This window comes from Pseudarthrobacter sp. MDT1-56 (assembly GCF_059383555.1).
In genome coordinates, this window is sequence record NZ_JBWZCK010000005.1 from 246,044 (window position 1) to 262,909 (window position 16,866).

General features: G+C 64.5%; 15 protein-coding genes. 4 read left to right on the forward strand and 11 right to left on the reverse strand.

The window, feature by feature from the left end; translation table 11 throughout:
• Positions 1 to 17: 17 nt before the first annotated feature.
• A complete protein-coding gene (locus AC50YC_RS09415) occupies positions 18 to 716 on the forward strand; it encodes a helix-turn-helix transcriptional regulator (protein ID WP_494953269.1) in 699 nt (232 codons plus the stop codon).
• Positions 717 to 1,082: 366 nt separating this feature from the next.
• On the forward strand, positions 1,083 to 1,931 hold the full coding sequence (locus tag AC50YC_RS09420; RefSeq protein WP_494953270.1) for an esterase/lipase family protein: 849 nt from the start codon (positions 1,083 to 1,085) through the stop codon (positions 1,929 to 1,931).
• 33 nt (positions 1,932 to 1,964) lie between these two features.
• Here AC50YC_RS09420 and AC50YC_RS09425 read toward each other — a convergent pair whose 3' ends face one another.
• The 4 genes from AC50YC_RS09425 to AC50YC_RS09440 form a co-directional block, all read right to left on the reverse strand.
• Entirely contained in the window at positions 1,965 to 3,230 is a 1,266-nt protein-coding gene (locus AC50YC_RS09425; RefSeq protein ID WP_494953271.1) for a flavin-containing monooxygenase, read from the reverse strand.
• A gap of 2 nt (positions 3,231 to 3,232) precedes the next feature.
• Entirely contained in the window at positions 3,233 to 3,619 is a 387-nt protein-coding gene (locus AC50YC_RS09430) for a TfoX/Sxy family protein (protein ID WP_494953334.1), read from the reverse strand.
• A 225-nt stretch (positions 3,620 to 3,844) separates the two neighbouring features.
• On the reverse strand, positions 3,845 to 5,260 hold the full coding sequence (locus AC50YC_RS09435; protein ID WP_494953272.1) for a ferredoxin reductase: 1,416 nt from the start codon (positions 5,258 to 5,260) through the stop codon (positions 3,845 to 3,847).
• Positions 5,257 to 6,561 carry an aromatic ring-hydroxylating oxygenase subunit alpha gene (locus AC50YC_RS09440; RefSeq protein WP_494953273.1) on the reverse strand — a complete coding sequence of 435 codons (1,305 nt, stop codon included), beginning with the start codon at positions 6,559 to 6,561 and terminating at the stop codon, positions 5,257 to 5,259. The genes AC50YC_RS09435 and AC50YC_RS09440 overlap by 4 nt, the downstream gene beginning before the upstream one ends.
• Positions 6,562 to 6,721: 160 nt before the next feature.
• Here AC50YC_RS09440 and AC50YC_RS09445 point away from each other — a divergent pair, with 160 nt between their 5' ends.
• Positions 6,722 to 7,654 (forward strand): LysR family transcriptional regulator, encoded by a 933-nt coding sequence (locus AC50YC_RS09445; protein ID WP_494953274.1) that lies wholly within the window; start codon positions 6,722 to 6,724, stop codon positions 7,652 to 7,654.
• Positions 7,655 to 7,774: 120 nt separating this feature from the next.
• On the opposite strand, the gene AC50YC_RS09450 is transcribed toward AC50YC_RS09445, so the two are convergent.
• The 4 genes from AC50YC_RS09450 to AC50YC_RS09465 form a co-directional block, all read right to left on the reverse strand.
• On the reverse strand, positions 7,775 to 9,796 hold the full coding sequence (locus AC50YC_RS09450) for a BCCT family transporter (protein WP_494953275.1): 2,022 nt from the start codon (positions 9,794 to 9,796) through the stop codon (positions 7,775 to 7,777).
• A gap of 372 nt (positions 9,797 to 10,168) precedes the next feature.
• Positions 10,169 to 10,756, reverse strand: coding sequence for a GTP cyclohydrolase I FolE (folE, locus tag AC50YC_RS09455; protein ID WP_354349875.1), 588 nt, complete (start codon positions 10,754 to 10,756; stop codon positions 10,169 to 10,171).
• Between the two features lie 8 nt (positions 10,757 to 10,764).
• Positions 10,765 to 10,923, reverse strand: a complete 159-nt coding sequence (locus AC50YC_RS09460) for a hypothetical protein (RefSeq protein ID WP_494953336.1) — start codon at positions 10,921 to 10,923, stop codon at positions 10,765 to 10,767.
• Positions 10,924 to 10,935: 12 nt separating this feature from the next.
• Positions 10,936 to 11,808, reverse strand: a complete 873-nt coding sequence (locus tag AC50YC_RS09465; RefSeq protein WP_494953276.1) for a methylenetetrahydrofolate reductase — start codon at positions 11,806 to 11,808, stop codon at positions 10,936 to 10,938.
• Positions 11,809 to 11,982: 174 nt separating this feature from the next.
• On the opposite strand from AC50YC_RS09465, the gene AC50YC_RS09470 reads away from it, so the two are divergent.
• A complete protein-coding gene (locus tag AC50YC_RS09470; protein ID WP_494953277.1) occupies positions 11,983 to 12,678 on the forward strand; it encodes a GntR family transcriptional regulator in 696 nt (231 codons plus the stop codon).
• Between the two features lie 85 nt (positions 12,679 to 12,763).
• Here the strand turns inward: AC50YC_RS09470 and AC50YC_RS09475 are convergent, their stop codons facing one another.
• From AC50YC_RS09475 to AC50YC_RS09485, 3 genes are all read right to left on the reverse strand, one after another.
• Positions 12,764 to 13,639 carry a bifunctional 5,10-methylenetetrahydrofolate dehydrogenase/5,10-methenyltetrahydrofolate cyclohydrolase gene (locus AC50YC_RS09475; RefSeq protein WP_494953278.1) on the reverse strand — a complete coding sequence of 292 codons (876 nt, stop codon included), beginning with the start codon at positions 13,637 to 13,639 and terminating at the stop codon, positions 12,764 to 12,766.
• Positions 13,636 to 14,262: a cyclodeaminase/cyclohydrolase family protein gene (locus AC50YC_RS09480; protein WP_494953279.1), complete on the reverse strand. Its 627-nt coding sequence runs from the start codon at positions 14,260 to 14,262 to the stop codon at positions 13,636 to 13,638. Before AC50YC_RS09480 ends, AC50YC_RS09475 begins: the two co-directional genes overlap by 4 nt.
• Before the next feature lie 98 nt (positions 14,263 to 14,360).
• Positions 14,361 to 16,853 carry a GcvT family protein gene (locus AC50YC_RS09485; protein WP_494953280.1) on the reverse strand — a complete coding sequence of 831 codons (2,493 nt, stop codon included), beginning with the start codon at positions 16,851 to 16,853 and terminating at the stop codon, positions 14,361 to 14,363.
• Between the last annotated feature and the right edge of the window lie 13 nt (positions 16,854 to 16,866).

Here is a 16,866-nt window from a genome sequence, read left to right on the forward strand (position 1 = left end):
TTGTTGCGGGCTGAACGGTGAAGCGAGTCGAGCGGCTCCATGCCCTTTCCGAGATGCTGCGCCGTAACGGATCACGGGGTTGCTCGGCCGAGCGGCTGGCGAGAGAGTTCGGCGTGTCCGTGCGCACAGTCAAGAGAGACCTCGCTGCGCTCGAGAACAGCGGCGCGCCCGTATGGTCTCGCCCTGGTCCGGGCGGTGGCTACGGATTGGCCGTAGGCGCGTCCCTGCCGCCGGTCAGCCTGTCCCCAGCGCAGGCCGTGGCGCTCATGGCGGCCGTGTCCGCTGCCCCAGATGCTCCCTACGCCGATCTGGCAGCAGCCGGGATCCAGAAGATCCTGGACGTCCTCGATCCCAGAACCCGGGCACGAGCCGACGAGCTGGCCGGCCGCGTCTGGGTCAACGCGATTCCCTCCTCTTCGCGCACAATCAGGTCGGCGCTGGAGGAGGCGATGGCCGAGCAGCGAGTGATCCGCATTCGCTACACATCGAGCGACGAGACCACGACCACCCGCGACATTGAGCCAGTGCTGTTCGCCTCCACGAACGGCCAGTGGTACCTAGTTGGGTGGTGCCGACTGCGCAACGCAATGCGATGGTTCACCGTGTCGCGCATCGAGCGAGCCAGCGTAACCAAGACGGCTTGCGGCGGCCATACCATCCACGAGGTCGGAGAGCCCCCAGCGAACGCCAGACCGGTGCACGGTCGTGGCGAGTGAGTCACTCAATCAACCTCTTTGGTGAGGACACGTAGTCCAACACCGTCGAAGTGCCGGCTTCGTCCATTACCAGCTGTTCCCGCCGCGCAGGAAGTGAACGTTTGTGCAGATGCTCCCGGCCGTCACTGGGCCAGCGGCCCGAGCCAGAATAGCTACTCACCAGTAGCTATGGGGTGAATGAGAGTGTTTTGCCGTGGAAGACGAGCTTCAGCTGAGCGGCCCAATTTCGCGCACATGCGTGCAGTCCACGCCGCATGGGCCCTTGACCTGCCTAGCATTCTAGGACCGCGGTAACGATTCGACCGGCACGAAGAACCGGCAGCCGCGGCTGGTCCCACCCGCTGACACACGAACAAAGAGGTTTCTATGTCACTGCTCACCAGAACCCTGTCCATCGCCGCCGCCGCGGTCCTCGCCGGCTCCCTCACCGTGGCTCCCGCCCAGGCAGGCACCCTTGACGTCGCCCCGCCCGGCGCCAACGACTGGACGTGCAAGCCCTCCGCCGAGCACCCCTATCCCGTCATCCTGGTGCCCGGGACCTTCGAAAGCATGGCCAAGAACTGGTCCACCCTGTCGCCCTATCTGAAGAGCACGGGGTACTGCGTGTTCGCCCTCAACTACGGCGAGACGAACGGCGTGTATGCCACCGCGCCGGTGGCCGAATCCGCGAAGGAACTTGCCCCGTTCGTGGACGCGGTACGTGCTGCCACCGGCTCCAAAAAGGTGGATCTGGTGGGCCACAGTCAGGGCGGCATGATGCCCCGCTACTACATGGGCTTCCTGGGCGGAGCCAAGAACGTCCGTCACCTGGTGGGCATCGCACCCTCCAACCACGGCACCGAAGGTGTGATCGTCCCGCCGCCGGGCTTCGTCCCGCCTCCGGACTACACCGGCCTGGGCTGTGCCGCCTGCGCCGACCAGCAGGCCGGATCGGCCTTCATGCAGCAGCTCAACTCCATCGGCGACACCGTTGCCGGCCCGTCCTACACCGTCCTTTCCACGGTCTACGACGAAGTGGTCATCCCCTACAACAGCCAGTTCCTGAGCGGCCCGGCACGGCAGGTCACCAACATCACCATCCAGGACAAGTGCCCGGCCGACGTCTTCGAGCACGATCAGACGCCGAACGACCCCGTGGTGCACCAGTTCGTGGCCCACGCACTGGGACAGGCCTCCGGCCCCGCCGATCCGGCGTACCAGCCCAGCTGCCTTTAGCCGGCGTCAGCGCGGGCCGGAACGCAGCCTCGGTCAGCGGGCCGCGATGTGTGCCGCCACGAACTCGGCATCGTCGCCGACCACTGACAGCGTGGCCGACAGGTGTTTGGTGAGCCAGGGGAGGCCCACGGCGTAGAGACCCGGGACCTCGGTGACGCCGCGGCTGTGCCGCGGGTAGTTCCACTCGTCGAGTACCGGCACGTCGAGGAAGCTGAAGTCCAGGCCGTAGCCGGTGCACCAGATAACCGAGGTGACGCCGTCGGCAGCCAGGTCCAGGCCCGCCCCGGAGTCCGCCGGCAGCCAGTCGTCCACCGGCGCAGGATCAGCGGGCGGAGCGTCGATGCCGGCGGCGTGAATGTAGGCGTCGGCCAGCCGCCCCAGCCGCGCGCCGAACCCCGCCTCCACCAGGGCGAGGCGTGCGGGGAGGTCGTCGCTGAAGACGAGGTCGCCGTCGTCCGATGCCTCAAACCGGCCGTGCAGCCGGACGCCCCGGCGGCCGAGGTCCCGCAGATGGATGCCGTGGCCGCCGCCGTTGCCGGAGATCAGCGGGTTGCACATAAAGCGCGCGGCGGGGGAGGGGAGCTGGTCCGTCTGGAGGCCGGTGATGCCGTAGTCGGGGCCGTGGAGGTTGACCTGCAGGATCCAGTGGAAAACGTCCCGGCCGCGGTACCGCCGCGGGGCCTCGGGGCAGGCCGAGACGGAGAGGTGGACTTCCCGGCCGGCGTCGAGCAGGTCCTCCGTGATCTGCCCGCCGGACTGCCCGGTGCCCACCACCAGCACGGCGCCCCCGGGGAGCTGCCGCGGGTTGCGGTAGTCGTGGCTGTGCAGCTGGCGGATGTGCCCTGGCAGCGCAGCGGCGGCCGGCGGGATGCGCGGGAGCTGGAAGGCGCCGTTGGCCAGGACCACGTTCCGAGCCTGCCAGCGGCCGTGGGTGGTGTCCACGGCGAAGCCGCCGTTGGCCGCGGCGACCCGGGTCACCTCCGTGCCGAGCAGGACCGGCGCCGCGATCCTCGCGGCGTAGTTCCGGAAGAGCCCGATCACCTCGTCCCGGGGGATGAAGGCGTCCGGCTCGGGGCCGTCATAGGTCAGCTCAGGCAGCAGGAACGAGAAATTGGGGGTGTTCAGGTAAAACGAATCCCAGCGGTCCTGCCAGGCGCCACCCAGTTCCGGCCGCCGCTCCAGCAGATGATGTTCGACGCCGGCCCGGCTCAGCCAGTAGCTGGTGGCCAGGCCGGCCTGCCCCGCGCCGATCACCAGGGTGTCGACCTCGTGGACCGGGCCTGCGGCGGGGGAAAGCATGGCTAGTCCTTCGCGGCCTTCGCCTTCGGAACCTTGGGAGCCTTGGGCGGGAGTCCGGCCACATGCTCGAACGCCTTCTCCACCCAGGCCCGGGCCCGCGCCTGGTCGCCGTCGCCCTCGGCGTTCCAGATGTCCGGTAACCCGGTGTAGCCGCCCATGGGGCGCTCGGCGGGCCCGAATGGAACCGTCCGCTCCGAGCTTTCGAGCAGTTCCCTGTCCGCTGCGGACAGCTTCACCCCGATGGTGGGGCCGAACAGGCCGGCGAACATGTTGCCGTTCACGAAGGCGCCGAGGTTCCCGAACATCGGCTTGATGACCACCTCGGGAAGCTCCGGCAACACCGAGCGGAAGTGGTCCTTGTCGGCGTCGGACGCTTTGGGCATTTCCATGGGGTACCTCCGGTGTCTGCCGGTGAGGAACGGGTCTTTCTGCAGGATATGCCCGCCGCGGGACACAGTACAGGTGGCCACGCTTAGGTGCCTTGGTTGGCCCCCGCCTGGCGATGGACGGGGGGCGGCATCCTGAACGCACCTGCCCCTCGAGCCGGTGGGTGCGGCTATTCGTGCCATGAAAACAATCCCTGCTGCTGTCCGGCCTGCAGCAGCTAAACGCGACTACGCATCGATCACCAGATCGGTCCGCGCGGTGGAGCAGCAGGGCAGGAACTTGCCTGCATCGATTTCCCGTGCCCGGATCCCGCCCTGGTGGTTCATCTCGACCTCCCCGGAAAGCTTGACGACCTTGCAGGAGCCGCACATGCCTTCCTTGCAGTTCGCGCCGATCCTGACGCCTGCACGCTGGGCGACCCCGAGGATGTGTTCGGCGGGGTCGATGCGCACGTTGATGCCGGTGCGCATGAAGGACAGGGTGAGAGGTCCCGTTCCGACCGTGTCGAAGCTCGAGGCATCGGGGGACCCGGCTTCCGGCCCCACGTCCGGAGTGCCGTCGGGGGCTTCGGGACAGGGCGCGTCCGGATCGACGGTTTCCAGCGGCAGCCCCGTGGCCTTCAGGGTTCCTTCGGCGTCGTAGCCGGGCTCGTAGAGCCCGAACGCGGTGGGCTGGCTTTCGTAGTAGTCCTCGGCGGAATCGGCGATTTCTTCGGCAATTTCCTCCGCAATGTCCACTGCAAGCGCGAGCTCCGCCTGGTATTCAAGGATTGTCTGGCGGTCTCCCGAGAAGAATTCCATGTGGATGGAGGTGTCGTCGACGCCGACCTTCTCGAGGAGCTCGGTGGCGGTATTCAGGTACCCCTCGGGGCCGCAGGCATAGACCTGGCGGCCGTTGGCATCGGGAGCCACCTCGTCGAGCATGGCCGCTGTCAGCCTTCCGGTGAGCCCTTCCCACCCCTCGGGTCGGCTGCGGTCGCCCAGGGAGTAGAAGACCTTGATCCGTGAGTCCACGGAGGCGATGTAGGCCAACTCCTGGTGGAAGGCAAAGCCTCCGGCCGCCGCTCCGTGGTAGAGCACCACGACGTCGGCCTGTCCGGGCAGGGAGTGGATGGTCCGCAACATCGACATGATGGGGGTGATGCCTGCGCCGGCGGCCAGCAAGAGATAGCGTGCCCGCCGGTCGGCGTCGGGAAGGTGGAATGCCCCGACCGGTCCGAGCATCTCGAGGACGGTGCCGGGTTTGACGTTCTCGTGCACCCACGGCGAGACCAGTCCCGTGGGGTCACACTTGACGGTGATGTCGAAGGTCCACGGCTTGGTGGGGGAGCTGGACAGCGAGTAGCTGCGGTCCACCGCGTCGTGGTCCTCGCCGTTGACGGGAAAGGCGACGTTCACGTACTGCCCCGGACGGAACGCCAGGGGCGCGCCGTCGGAGCGGCGGAACACGAAGGTCATCATGCCGCCCACCTCGGGAACGGTCTCGACACATTCGGCCATGAACTCCTGCGGATGCCAGGGACCCAGCGCGCGGGCGGCACGGGCGGGTCCCTCGGTGCTGCCCATCACCCTGTTCCACGGCATCTCAAGACCGCGGATGCGCTGTGGTTCCTGGATTGCCGTGACGGTGCGGAGTTCAATCATGCCAAGTGCTCCTGCACGCGCTGCACATACCAGTTGATGAACGCCTCGACCTGGTATTCGCTCTTCATGTACGGGCCGGGCTCGTAGGCGGGGCTGCCGGCGCCCTTCTGGCACAGCTCCACGAACGCCTTGTCCTGCAGATTGGTCTGCTTCCAGGTGTGGGTGAGTTTCTCCAGGTCGTAGTCGACGCCTTCCTCGGCGTCGTCAGCCACTAGCCAGGTGGTGCGTACCAGTGTCTGGTGTTCGTTCACGGGGAAGACGGCGAACGTGATGACGTGGTCCCCGAGGAAATGGAACCAGCTGTTGGGCTGCAGGTGCATCGAGCAGCGGCCCAGGCGGAAGTCCCGCAAGTCACCGAGCAGCTTCTTGGAGAGCCTGCGCCCATCGGGCGAGAACGATTCGCCGTCACCGTCCAGCGAGTCTCGTGAGATGCGGATTCCCGCTATGCGGGTGTCGAGCTCCTCGACGATCTCATAGGGAAGGCCATAGCGGCGGCAACGGTCCTCAAGCGAGGACTGTGCTTCCTTGTTGCGGTCCCATACCTCCTCGAGATGCGGCGGGATCAGGCCCTCCGTCAGGCCCCAGGTGGGAAAGAGTGAACAGGCGAGTTCCGGGTGGCCGTCGCAGTGGTAGCACTCACGGTTGTTCTCCATGACGAGCTTCCAGTTGCCCTCCTCGATGATGTTCTGCTGGTAGGCGATTTTCGTCTTCGACAGATCGTGGGGCGCGAGGTAAGGCTCGAAGATCTCTCCGGTTTCGTCGAAGTCCGTCGGCGGTTCGTCCGCAATGCAGACGAAGATGAGTCCGGCGAACACGCGGCTGTGGGCGCGCTTGAGCCCGAAGCAGCCCTTGTCGAACTTCTTTTCCCCCGGCGCCGAGGCATGGATGAGATCGCCATTGGGGGAGTAGGTCCAGGAGTGGTAGCCGCAGACCAGGTTCCCCGTTGTCCCCGCGGGTTCGGTCAGGACCCGGGCGCCGCGGTGGCGGCACACGTTGTGGAGGACGTTCACGCCGCCGTCGTCGTTGCGCAGCACGATCAGAGAGTAGGGACCGTAGTCGACGGTGACGTAGTCGCCCGGCTCCGGGAGCTCGGCGATGCTGGCGGCAAAGATCCAGTGCTGGCCAAAAATGGCCTGCATGTCGATGTTGAAAATCGTCGGATCGGTGTAGAAGGGGGCATCGAGGGAGTATCCCACGCGCCGGAAATCGAACAACTCGGTGATTTCCGCCAGCTGCTCGGCAGGCACTGATGAAGCGAGTTTTCCACGTGAATTGAGTGGCACGTTCACTGGAGCAGACATGTGTTTCCTCCCGGGAGGGCTGGGTAAGTGTGCGAATCGTGGGGACCACGGGTTGGTGGGTGCAACCGGCGTTGTCGAAAACCTAGTAGTCATGAGATTAGGGACGATCGATCTGCAACAAAAGCGCAACATTTAGGATATAACAGTGCACAATAGGTGCATGATCGATCCACGGCTCATAACACTTCGGGTGTTCGCCCGGTGCGGCACCGTTGGCGCAACCGCGGAGCTCATGGGTTATTCCCCCTCCGCCGTCTCCGCGCAATTGCGGGAGCTGCAGCGCGTGCTTGGCATGCAGCTGCTGACGAAGGACGGCCGGGGTGTGCGGCTGACCGCCACGGGCCGCTTTCTCGTGGCGGGCTCGGACACGCTCATTGCGGAATGGGAGAGCCTGCGCGCCGCAGCCATGGAGGCCGGCGACCAGGTGCAGTCCCGTTTTGGCCTCGGCGGATTCTCCACGGCAGCCGCCCAGTTGCTCGCGCCGCTGGCCGCCACCCTGCGCTCAACACGCCCCCTGCTGGAGGTACAGGTACTCGAGGCCAACCCGGCTCGCTGCTTCGACTTGTTGGTGGCCGAGCGCATCGACCTCGCGGTAATCATCGCCATGCAGTCCGACACCTATGTTGAGGACGATCCGCGCTTCGAGCAGACCGTTCTGCTCGACGATCCCCTGGACGTGATCATTCCCGCCGATCACCCGCTGGCATCGCGGGAGACGGTGATGCTCGAAGAGCTGGCGTCGGAACCCTGGATCACCGAGGCCGCCGGTTCCACGTACCATTCCCTATTCACCGCGGCGTTCACGGCAGTCGGGGTGACACCGCGGATTGCCCATGAGGCCGTTGAATGGGAAACCCAGATCGCCTTCGTTGGTGCAGGGCTGGGCGTGGGCCTGCTGCCGCGACTGGCGCCCCTGCACAGTGCCGAAAACGTGGTTCGACTGCGCATTACTGGCAAGGGGAAGCCAATGCGCCGCATTGTCGCAGCGGTGCGCAGGGGCAGCATCGCATCGCCCCTGATCCAGGAGTCGCTCGGCATCCTGCAGGTCAGCGCCAATCGGATCCTCACCGCCCGGCCCGAAGACGATCTCTGAAATCACATGGCCGCGATTCTGGCGGGCCTGCTGGCTGGATTGTTATTTGCTATGCGTGTGCCTCGGCGGCACGGGCCGTAACAGGCCGCGTGCCGCCGAGGTGGGTTGCTAGTTGAGGAGCTATTTACTGTCCGGATCCGGATGCCGGGGCTCTACGGAGGGGATGCTCCCCGTGGGAGTCCCTCCCAGACAGTCCGAGTCGGGGCACTTTTCGGCGCAGTCGTGCTTTGTTACGAGGTCGAACTGCACGCCGCCGTGTTGTTCCACGCCAGTGCGTATGGCCCGCTCTACTACGGATGTGGCCAGGCGACGCCGCAAGGAGAGGGGATCGCGACGCAGGTCCTTGGTGAGGGCAAAGCAGAGCAACATCATGACGATGACGAACGGTAGCGCTGCCACGATGGTGATCCGTTGCAGGCCAGCCAAGGCTTCCGATGGTTTATCGCCGCCGGCCAGCAGCATGACCGCCGCCACGGCGCCGGTGAGGCAGCCCCAGAAGATGACCACTACGCGGCGAGGGTGCTCGGCGCCATTGGAGCTGAGCGATCCCATCACGATTGAGGCAGCGTCGGCGCCAGTGATAAAGAAAATAGCGACCAGAATCATGGCCAGCACGATAACGGCAGTGGTAGCCCAGTCAGGCATGCTCAGGTTCTTGATCAGGTCGAAGAGCGCTCCGTCGAAGTTGACGGACGGTGCCCCGTTGACCATGGTGACCAGGCCGGGGGTGTTGGCCTTGTCGGCTTCCTGCTGGATCTGGAAGGCGGCGCCTCCGAAGACGGCAAACCAGATCACGCTGACGACGCTGGGCACCAGCAGCACACCGGTGACGAACTGGCGGATGGTGCGGCCACGGCTTATGCGGGCGATGAAGAGGCCCACGAACGGGGTCCATGAGATCCACCAGGCCCAGTAGAAGATGGTCCAGCTGCTCATCCAGCTACGCAGTGACTCATCGCCGACCGCTTCGGTCCGGGACGACATCTCGGCCAGATCACGGGCATAGTCGCCGACCGCGGAGGGGACCAGGTTAAGGATGAAAAGCGTGGGGCCAGCGACGAAAACGATCAGTGCAAGGACGACGGCCAGGACCATGTTGATGTTGGAGAGCCACTGGATGCCGCGGCTGATGCCGGAGACGGCCGAAGCGACGAAGCACAGGGTCAGGACGGCGACGATCGCAACGAGCACGGGCGTGCCAATTTCGCCAAACCAGCCGTTGGAGGTCATGCCGCTGCCAATCTGCAGAGCGCCCAGGCCCAACGATGCGGCGGTACCAAACAACGTGGCGAAAATGGCCAGGATGTTAATGAACTTCCCGGTTGGCCCTTCGACCGTCCTGACGCCGAAGATCGACGTGAAGGCGACAGAGATCAGCTGCCTGCGACCCAAGCGGTAGGTCCCGTAGGCCATTGCGATGCCGACAACTGCATACATGGCCCAGGGGTGCAGGGTCCAGTGGAAGATCGAGGTGGCCATGGCAGTCTGGATGGCTTCGGGGGTCCGTCCGTCCACAGTGCCGGGCGGGGGAGAGATGTAGTGGTAGAGCGGTTCGGCCACGCCGTAGAACATCAGCCCGATGCCCATGCCGGCCGCGAACATCATCGCGACCCAGGAGACAGTACGGAATTCGGGCTTTTCGCCATCCTTGCCCAGCGGGATGTTGCCGAACTTGCCCAGGGCCAGCCACAGGACGAAGATCACGAAGAGCGATGCCATGAGCATGAAGAGCCACCCGGTGTACTCCATAACCCAGTTGAGGGCACCCGTGGAAGTGTCGGACAGGCTGTCGCGTCCCACGAAGCCCCAGATAACGAAGGCAATGGCGATGACGCCTGTGATACCGAACGTGACCTTGTCGAGAACGAGCTTGTGGTTCCGGCGATCCGCAACTGCTTGCTCGGTCTTGGCATGACGCAGCTCTTCGAGGATTTGCTCGTACTCGACGTCCGGTAGGGGAGGTGCGCCTCCCTCCTCCGGATCGAGGACAGGGGAGTTTCTGTCTACTTCGCCGGAGAGACTACTGACTGCTTCACTATTCTCCCCATTTCCAGGTTCTTCATTACGCAGAGCCTTTGCCACCCCGTTGTCAGCAGGCAACTCTTCGGGGGTATGGGATTTTAGGTCACTATTAAAAGCCATGAGCGGGTCCTTTGCTCGGTGAGGCACGGGCCGGAGGTCAAGCATGGCCCTCGGGAGTCAGGCCGGCCGGAGGTTGGGGGCTTCGTCCGGTCTGATGGTCATGATGTTGCCGTCGACGATGTGCACTTCGTGGGTGCGTACCGGCAGTTTGCCGTAGCGCCTCCCCGGAGCGAGTTACAGAGTGGGCGGACCTTGTGCATTGGAGCACCTTTTTTGTTCAGGTGAATAAGGTCGCGGCAAGGGGTAAGGACGGGATCGTTCCGCATTACTCAGAAATCGCAATTAGTACTGATAAGTTGATATGTTTTGATTATCAGTAAAGATATATCAGTTACATCGTATGGCAGGACTGGGTGTGTGTCCAGAGATTTCTTAGCGGCCGTGTATCAGGCTGAGCGCCTCAGCCCGGGCCGCCGGCAGGCGGAGCTCCCCGCGGACGGCTGAAGTGATGGTCTTGGCCCCGGGCTTGCGGACACCGCGCATCGACATGCAGAGGTGCTCGCACTCAACGACCACAATGGCCCCCAGAGGCCGCAGCGAGCTGACCAGCGCATCAACGACCTGGGTTGTCAGCCGTTCCTGGACCTGGGGCCTGCGTGCAAAGACATCGACGAGCCGGGCCAGCTTGCTCAGTCCCGTGACGAGACCCTCGGCCGATGGGATGTAGCCAACGTGGGCTACGCCGTGGAACGGCACCAGGTGGTGCTCGCAGGTGGAGTAGAAAGGGATGTCCTTGACGATGACCATTTCTCCGTGCCCAAGGTCAAAGGTCTTATCCAGCACGGCCAGCGGGTCCTCATGAAGCCCGCCAAATATCTCCGCAGCCGCCCGGGCCACCCGCGCGGGCGTGTCCACGAGCCCTGGCCTGTCCGGGTCCTCTCCGATCGCAAGCAGATATTCACGGACAGCCTGCTCAACCCGCGGACCGTCCACACCCTTGGACGCTGTTGCCGTCGTCATGTCGGCGCTCACGCTTCGGCCCGTTCCAGCCGCACGATGGCGGACTTGGATGTCGGTGTACCGCTGGTGTCAGCTACGGAATCGAGCGGCACGAGCACGTTGGTCTCCGGGTAGTACGCGGCCGAACAGCCCTTCGGTGTCGAGTGCAACGGGGCTTGCGAAGCCATGTGATCTTCCCTTCAGATCCCGGCAGGAAACAGGGGGCCGGGTTTGCTTGGTGGCTTTGTGGTGGCCTCGTGCAGCTTCGGCAGGCTGTCCAGGAGGCCGGGCAAGCGGCCTAGGTCGTTGAAGGTGTAGACGTGGAAACCGGCGAAAAGGGGATCACCCGCCAGCTCTTGGTGAACTTCGCGAATGAGTCGGCCGCTGTCGTAGTTCATCAAGTTCCCTCGCTGCCAGAGGGCGCCTGCCATGCCTGAACTGCGGGCCAGCTTGAGCGAACGGCCAACACCGAGGCGTGCTCCCATGGACACCAGCTTTTTGACTGAGACCGGCCCGGGCACCCCAACCCACACCGGGAGCTCGACGCCGTTCTTGCGGATCGTCCGAAGGTAGTTGCTGATCGCCTCGGCAGAAAAGCACATCTGGGTGACCAGGGATGACGCCGTCGGCGCCTTGATCTCGAGGCTGCTTAGGAGCTTGTCCTGGCCCAGGTGGGGGTGGCCTTCGGGGTAGCCGGCAATCCCTACTGAAAAATCAGCCGAATACGCTTTAACAGCCTCCAGGAGCTGTCCGCTCCAGCAGTAGGGACCCGCGGGGGTACGGCGGTCACCGGCCACGAGAAACAGCTCGGAGACTCCCGCCCCCTGCAACTCCAGCAGCAGGGAATGCAGTTGGGCCTCGCTGGTGATGCTGCGGGCGGCCAAGTGGGGAACCGCGTGGTACCCCAGGCGCGCCAGATGCGTGGAAGTTTCTACGGTGCGTTCAGGACCGTGGTGCGGAAGGCACGTCACACTTACCGAGCCCGGGGGATCAAATACCGGGGGGAGTGCCGTGAGCAGATCGGCTGAAGGAACAACTTCCAGCCGCACCCTTGCAGCAGCTTCGTTGCCCATGGCTCTCCTTCGTGGCGTACGGGTTGCAAAGCCCGTGCAGTCCGGGGCTTATCAATTGGAAGGCACGTAGCCCTTGACATTCTTAGGCTGACGTATTGATATATCAGTTGTTGGAATACTATGTACTGAGAGCCGGGGCGTCAAGGCTCGGACGCATCGGGAGGAGTCTTGAAAATGGCAAACGCTGGCGGATTACCGGTGGAGGCGGGGGGTTCCTCGGTGCCGCAGCGGCAAGATGACGAATCCTTTGCCGACTTCGCCTACAGGATCTTGTGCGATGAATTGATCGTTCTGGACATCAAGCCGGGGGAGCCCCTCAACGATGAAGTAATCTCCAAGCGTCTCGGTGTGGGCCGGACGCCAATCCGCGAAGCCATGAAGCGGCTTGAGAGCGACCATTTGGTGGTGGCCTATCCGCGGCGCGGAACGTTCGCCGCGGGCGTGGACATCAAGGATCTGGCTGAAATCTCCGAGATTCGCCACCTTCTGGAGCCTGCCGCAGCCGCGCGGGCTGCGCGGATGGCGTCGCCGAAGCTTCGGCAGGAGCTGAGGGACTTTGCACGGGAAGTAGAGCAGCTGCTGCCAGGGATGCAGTCGCAGCAGGACCTCATGCGCCTGGACATGCGGGTACACCGGACGATCTATCGCGCCACAGGAAGCCGGCACCTCCAGGATGTCCTGATTCGTTACGACAATCTGGCAACCCGGATTTGGAGCCTGGTGCTGGAAAAGCTCCCGCCGGTGTCCGAGCATATTGCCCAGCATATTGAGCTTCTCGAATGCATCGCGGCTGGGGACTCCGAAGCCGCTGCGCGGTTGACCGCCCAGCACGTCTCCGATTTCGAGAAGCTCATCAGGGCTGTGCTGTAGACGGCAACCGGCCGCGGAGGCAGCGGCGCTTCAGAGGGCGGCAACGACAACGGGTTCCAGGGCTGGCAAGTGCGTCTACCGTGGATTACCCGGCTGCTTCCAGAGCTAGATCACGCGACTGTTTCCGCGCAGCCTCGGTTGTGTGCAGCAGAAGCAGTGATGTGGTGACGGAGCCCACGCCGCCGGGGACAGGGGTCAGCGCCGCGGCAACACCGCCCACGCTGGCTGCGTCGACATCCCCCACGAGGGAACCGTCGGGAAGGACGTTGGTGCCGACGTCGATCACGGTGGCCGCTGAAGAAACGTGGTCGCCGGTCAGCAGGCCGGTGCGCCCGGCTGCGACGACCACGACGTCGGCGGTCTTGGTGTATTTCTCCAGCGGCCCTGACCTGGAGTGGCAGATAGTAACCGCGGCGTCGCGTTCCAGCAGCAGCAGGGACAGCGGCTTTCCCACGACGGCGGAACGGCCAATGACGACGACGTTCCGGCCAGCCAGTGGGATGTCAAAGTGGTCAAGGATCTCGATTACGGCGCGGGCAGTGGCAGGTGCGAACGCGGGCTGGCCGACAGCCAGTCGTCCCAGGCTTAACGGGTTCGCGCCATCTATGTCCTTCTCCGGGGCGATGTGCCCGACCAGCTCGTCCGTCTGGACGCCGGGAGGCAGCGGCGTCTGGAGGATGATGCCGTTCACGGAAGGATCGGCGCTGAGATCCTTCAGCACGGCGGCCAGGGCCCGTCCGCTGGCACCCTGGCCAAGGTCCACGACCCGGCAATGGATGCCGGCCTTCTCCGCGGCCCGTTCGATGGACCGGACATACCAATGCGTGGAGCCGTCGTCGGTGGCTACAACGACCGCGAGGGTGGGCCGTAGCCCGTCCGTTGCAAGGTCCTGCGCCTCATCATGGGCTTTCTGCTGGATGGTCTTTGCCAGTGTTTTGCCGGAGAGGAGTACGGTGCTCAACCGAAGATCCTTCCGCGCACGCGCCCCACGAGGGAGTCTGCTGCCAGGATGACCTTTTCCTCGATGCCGTCGGTCTGGCCAGCCAGCCGTGAACGGGCCGCGGCGTCTTTGATGGCCACCACGTTAATGTCGATGTTCACCCGGGCGGTGGTGGCGGCTGCGCGGGCTGCGTCTGCGGCAGCAGCGATGTCGCTGATCACATTGGCGTTCGCGACCTCGAAAAGCTCCGTGGCAAGATCCACGACGGCGCCGGCTAGCTTGATGAGTTGTGCGGGGGTTTGCGCGGCCAGGATAAGGGCACCCTGGATGGCTTCCGTCCGTGCGGCCTTGAGGTCGTCCGTCCCGGTCGGAAGTTTGTACGAAGCGATGACGCCCTGGAACGCATGTTGGTCAGCGTCAGCCAACCCCAGCGCCTCGGTCACCAGTCCGTCCGCAGCGCTGATGATCCTGTGAACGAGGTCGGCGTGCTGGTCGTATTTCGGGCCGGTGGTGTACCTGCCAACCATGGCGACGAGTGCCGCCCCCTGGGCGGCGTGGATGGCTGCGACGGCGCCGCCGCCGGGGGTGGGCTCGCGTGAGGCAAGGCTGGCAAGGTAGCCATTGATTGTTTCTGAACTGATCATGTGTCTTCCTGACTATGAGAGCCATGGAAGGCTGCGGCCCGGACCCTGGTCCGAGGGGATGGGTCCGGGCCGCTGCCTTGAATGGTCCGGCGGGGGTGTTAGCCGCGGAGCCTGGTCATCGTGGGGTCGTACAGCGGATCTGCGGTGACCGTGGCCTGGATGCGCCGGCCGAAGTACTCGATCTCAACGGAATCGCCCACGGAGACAGCGGCTGGGAGGTACGCGTAGGCGATCGGTTTGGCGACGGTGTAGCCGTAGGCGGCGCTGGTGACGTAGCCGACCGCCTGGTCCTTATAGAAGACCGGTTCCTTGCCCAGAACGATGCTCCGGCCGTCGTCGACCGTCAGGCAGCGCAGGTGCCGTGCGGAGTTTTCCTCGGTACGGCCTTCCAACGCTTCCTTTCCGACGAAGGATTCCTTGGCCATCTTCACGGCGAATGCCAGTCCGGCTTCCAGGGGATCGTGCTCGGTGGTCATGTCCGTGCCCCAGGAGCGGTAACCCTTTTCAAGACGCAGCGCGCCGAACGCTGCACGGCCTGCCGCGATGACACCGTGAGGCTGGCCGGCCTTCCACAGCGCATCCCAGAGGCGCTGCCCATTATCTGCGCTTGTGTAGAGTTCCCAGCCCAGCTCGCCGACATAGGACAGGCGCATGGCCGTGACGTTGACGCCGCCGATGACTACCTCCTTGGCGCGGAAGTAACGGAGACCGTCGTTGCTGAAATCGTCGGTGCTGACGGTGCTGATCAGGTCCCGGGCGAGGGGGCCCCAGAGGCCGATGCAGCACGTGCCGCCCGTCGTGTCGCGCACCTGTACCCAGTCGCTGGCGCTCCCGTTTTCAGTCTGATGGCGGGCTGCCCTCTCAAAGTAGGCAGTGTCCATATTTCCGTTGGCTCCGAGCTGGAAGGTGTCTTCGCTCAGCCGGGCCACGGTGATGTCGCTTCGGATGCCGCCGGCGTGGTCCAGCAGGAGGGTATAGGTGACTGCGCCGGGCTTCTTTGCCATGTCAGCGGTGGTGAGTTCCTGCAGCAGCTTCAGTGCTCCCGGGCCGGAGACCTCGAGGCGCTTGAGCGGAGTCATGTCGTACATGGCCACCGCCGTGCGGGTCTTCCAGGCTTCAGCGGCTGCAATTGGCGAGCTGAACATCCCTGACCAGGCGTCGCGGGCCGGCGGCAGCCAGCTGTCCGGCATTTCCTTCAGCAGCTCCGCGTTGGCTTCGAACCAGTACGGGCGTTCCCATCCGCCGCCCTCCAGGAAGAATCCGCCCAACTGCTTGTGGCGGGCGTGGAACGGACTTACGCGGAGGTTGCGGGGGGAGAGCTTGGACTGGAGCGGGTGGAGGACGTCGTAAATTTCCACGAAATTCTGCTGTGACGTTTCGCTGACGTATTCCGGGGTCAGCTGGACCTCTTCAAAGCGATGAATATCGCAATCACCCAGATCGATCTCCGACCTGCCGGTGGTCAACAGTTCGGCAACGGCGCGGGCGATACCGGCAGAGTGGGTCACCCACACGGCTTCGGCGACGAAGAAGCCGTCCAACTCCTTGGACTCGCCCACCAGGGATCCGCCGTCGGGAGTGAAGGAGAAGATGCCGTTGAAGCCATCCTCGATGTCGCTTTCCCGCAGCGCGGGCAGCATCCGCTTGGTGGCTTCCCATGCCGGGAGGAAGTCCTCCACGGTGAAATCCAGCCGGGAGGGCATGTTGTGTTCGCTGATCGCGGCGGGCTCAAAGGTGCCGAGTTCGTCAAGGTCCACGGGCATGGGGCGGTGGGCGTAGGAACCGATGCCGTAGCGTTCGCCGTGCTCGCGGTAGTAAAGGTCCTGGTCCTGGTGCCGCAGAATGGGCAAGGAGGCCCCGTTGGGCAGGGCGTTCTTGCCCTTCAACGCCGGCACCGGAGTGGTCTTGACGTACTGGTGGGCCAGGGGCAGAAGAGGGACGGACATGCCGATCATTTCGCCGATCTTGGCCCCCCAGAAGCCTGCGCAGGAAACCACGATGTCCGCGGGGATAACACCGTCGGACGTCTGGACGCCCGTGACGCGCCGGCCGGACTGTTCAATACCCGTGACCATGGTGTTGCCCCGGTACTTGACGCCCGCGGCTTCCGTACGCTTGATCAGCAGCTGAACGGCGCGGGCGGCGTTGGCCAGGCCGTCGCTGGGGACATGGAGTCCACCCAGGACGTCCTCCTCGTTCAGGAGCGGGTAGAGCTCCATACACTCCTCACGCGACAGCATCTTGCCGCTAATTCCATACGATGCCGCATATCCGAGCTTCCGCTTCAGGTCCGCGAGACGGGTCTCGGTGGTGGCGACCTCGAGGCCGCCGACCTGGTTGAAGCAGCTGACGCCGTCCTCGGTCAAGGACAACAGCTTCTCCACCGTGTACTTGGCGAAGAGCGCCATGGACTTTGAGGGGTTCGTCTGGAAGACAAGGCCCGGGGCGTGGGACGTGGAGCCCCCGGGCATGTTCAGCGGCCCTTGGTCCAGGACGGTGATGTTGTTCCAACCCCGGGTGACCAGTTCATCGGCCAGGTTCGTGCCGACGATTCCGGCCCCGATAATGACAATGCTTGGCGTCGATGCCATGTGGTTTCTCCTG

Bases quoted from the DNA above. Each gene is read 5' to 3' on its own strand.
- AC50YC_RS09460 (WP_494953336.1), bottom strand. From the start codon at position 10,923: ATGGCTTCGCAAGCCCCGTTGCACTCGACACCGAAGGGCTGTTCGGCC.
- folE (WP_354349875.1), bottom strand. From the start codon at position 10,756: ATGACGACGGCAACAGCGTCCAAGGGTGTGGACGGTCCGCGGGTTGAG.
- AC50YC_RS09485 (WP_494953280.1), bottom strand. From the start codon at position 16,853: ATGGCATCGACGCCAAGCATTGTCATTATCGGGGCCGGAATCGTCGGC.
- AC50YC_RS09420 (WP_494953270.1), top strand. From the start codon at position 1,083: ATGTCACTGCTCACCAGAACCCTGTCCATCGCCGCCGCCGCGGTCCTC.
- AC50YC_RS09470 (WP_494953277.1), top strand. From the start codon at position 11,983: ATGGCAAACGCTGGCGGATTACCGGTGGAGGCGGGGGGTTCCTCGGTG.
- AC50YC_RS09465 (WP_494953276.1), bottom strand. From the start codon at position 11,808: ATGGGCAACGAAGCTGCTGCAAGGGTGCGGCTGGAAGTTGTTCCTTCA.
- AC50YC_RS09435 (WP_494953272.1), bottom strand. From the start codon at position 5,260: ATGATTGAACTCCGCACCGTCACGGCAATCCAGGAACCACAGCGCATC.
- AC50YC_RS09450 (WP_494953275.1), bottom strand. From the start codon at position 9,796: ATGGCTTTTAATAGTGACCTAAAATCCCATACCCCCGAAGAGTTGCCT.
- AC50YC_RS09445 (WP_494953274.1), top strand. From the start codon at position 6,722: ATGATCGATCCACGGCTCATAACACTTCGGGTGTTCGCCCGGTGCGGC.
- AC50YC_RS09440 (WP_494953273.1), bottom strand. From the start codon at position 6,561: ATGTCTGCTCCAGTGAACGTGCCACTCAATTCACGTGGAAAACTCGCT.
- AC50YC_RS09425 (WP_494953271.1), bottom strand. From the start codon at position 3,230: ATGCTTTCCCCCGCCGCAGGCCCGGTCCACGAGGTCGACACCCTGGTG.
- AC50YC_RS09430 (WP_494953334.1), bottom strand. From the start codon at position 3,619: ATGGAAATGCCCAAAGCGTCCGACGCCGACAAGGACCACTTCCGCTCG.
- AC50YC_RS09480 (WP_494953279.1), bottom strand. From the start codon at position 14,262: ATGATCAGTTCAGAAACAATCAATGGCTACCTTGCCAGCCTTGCCTCA.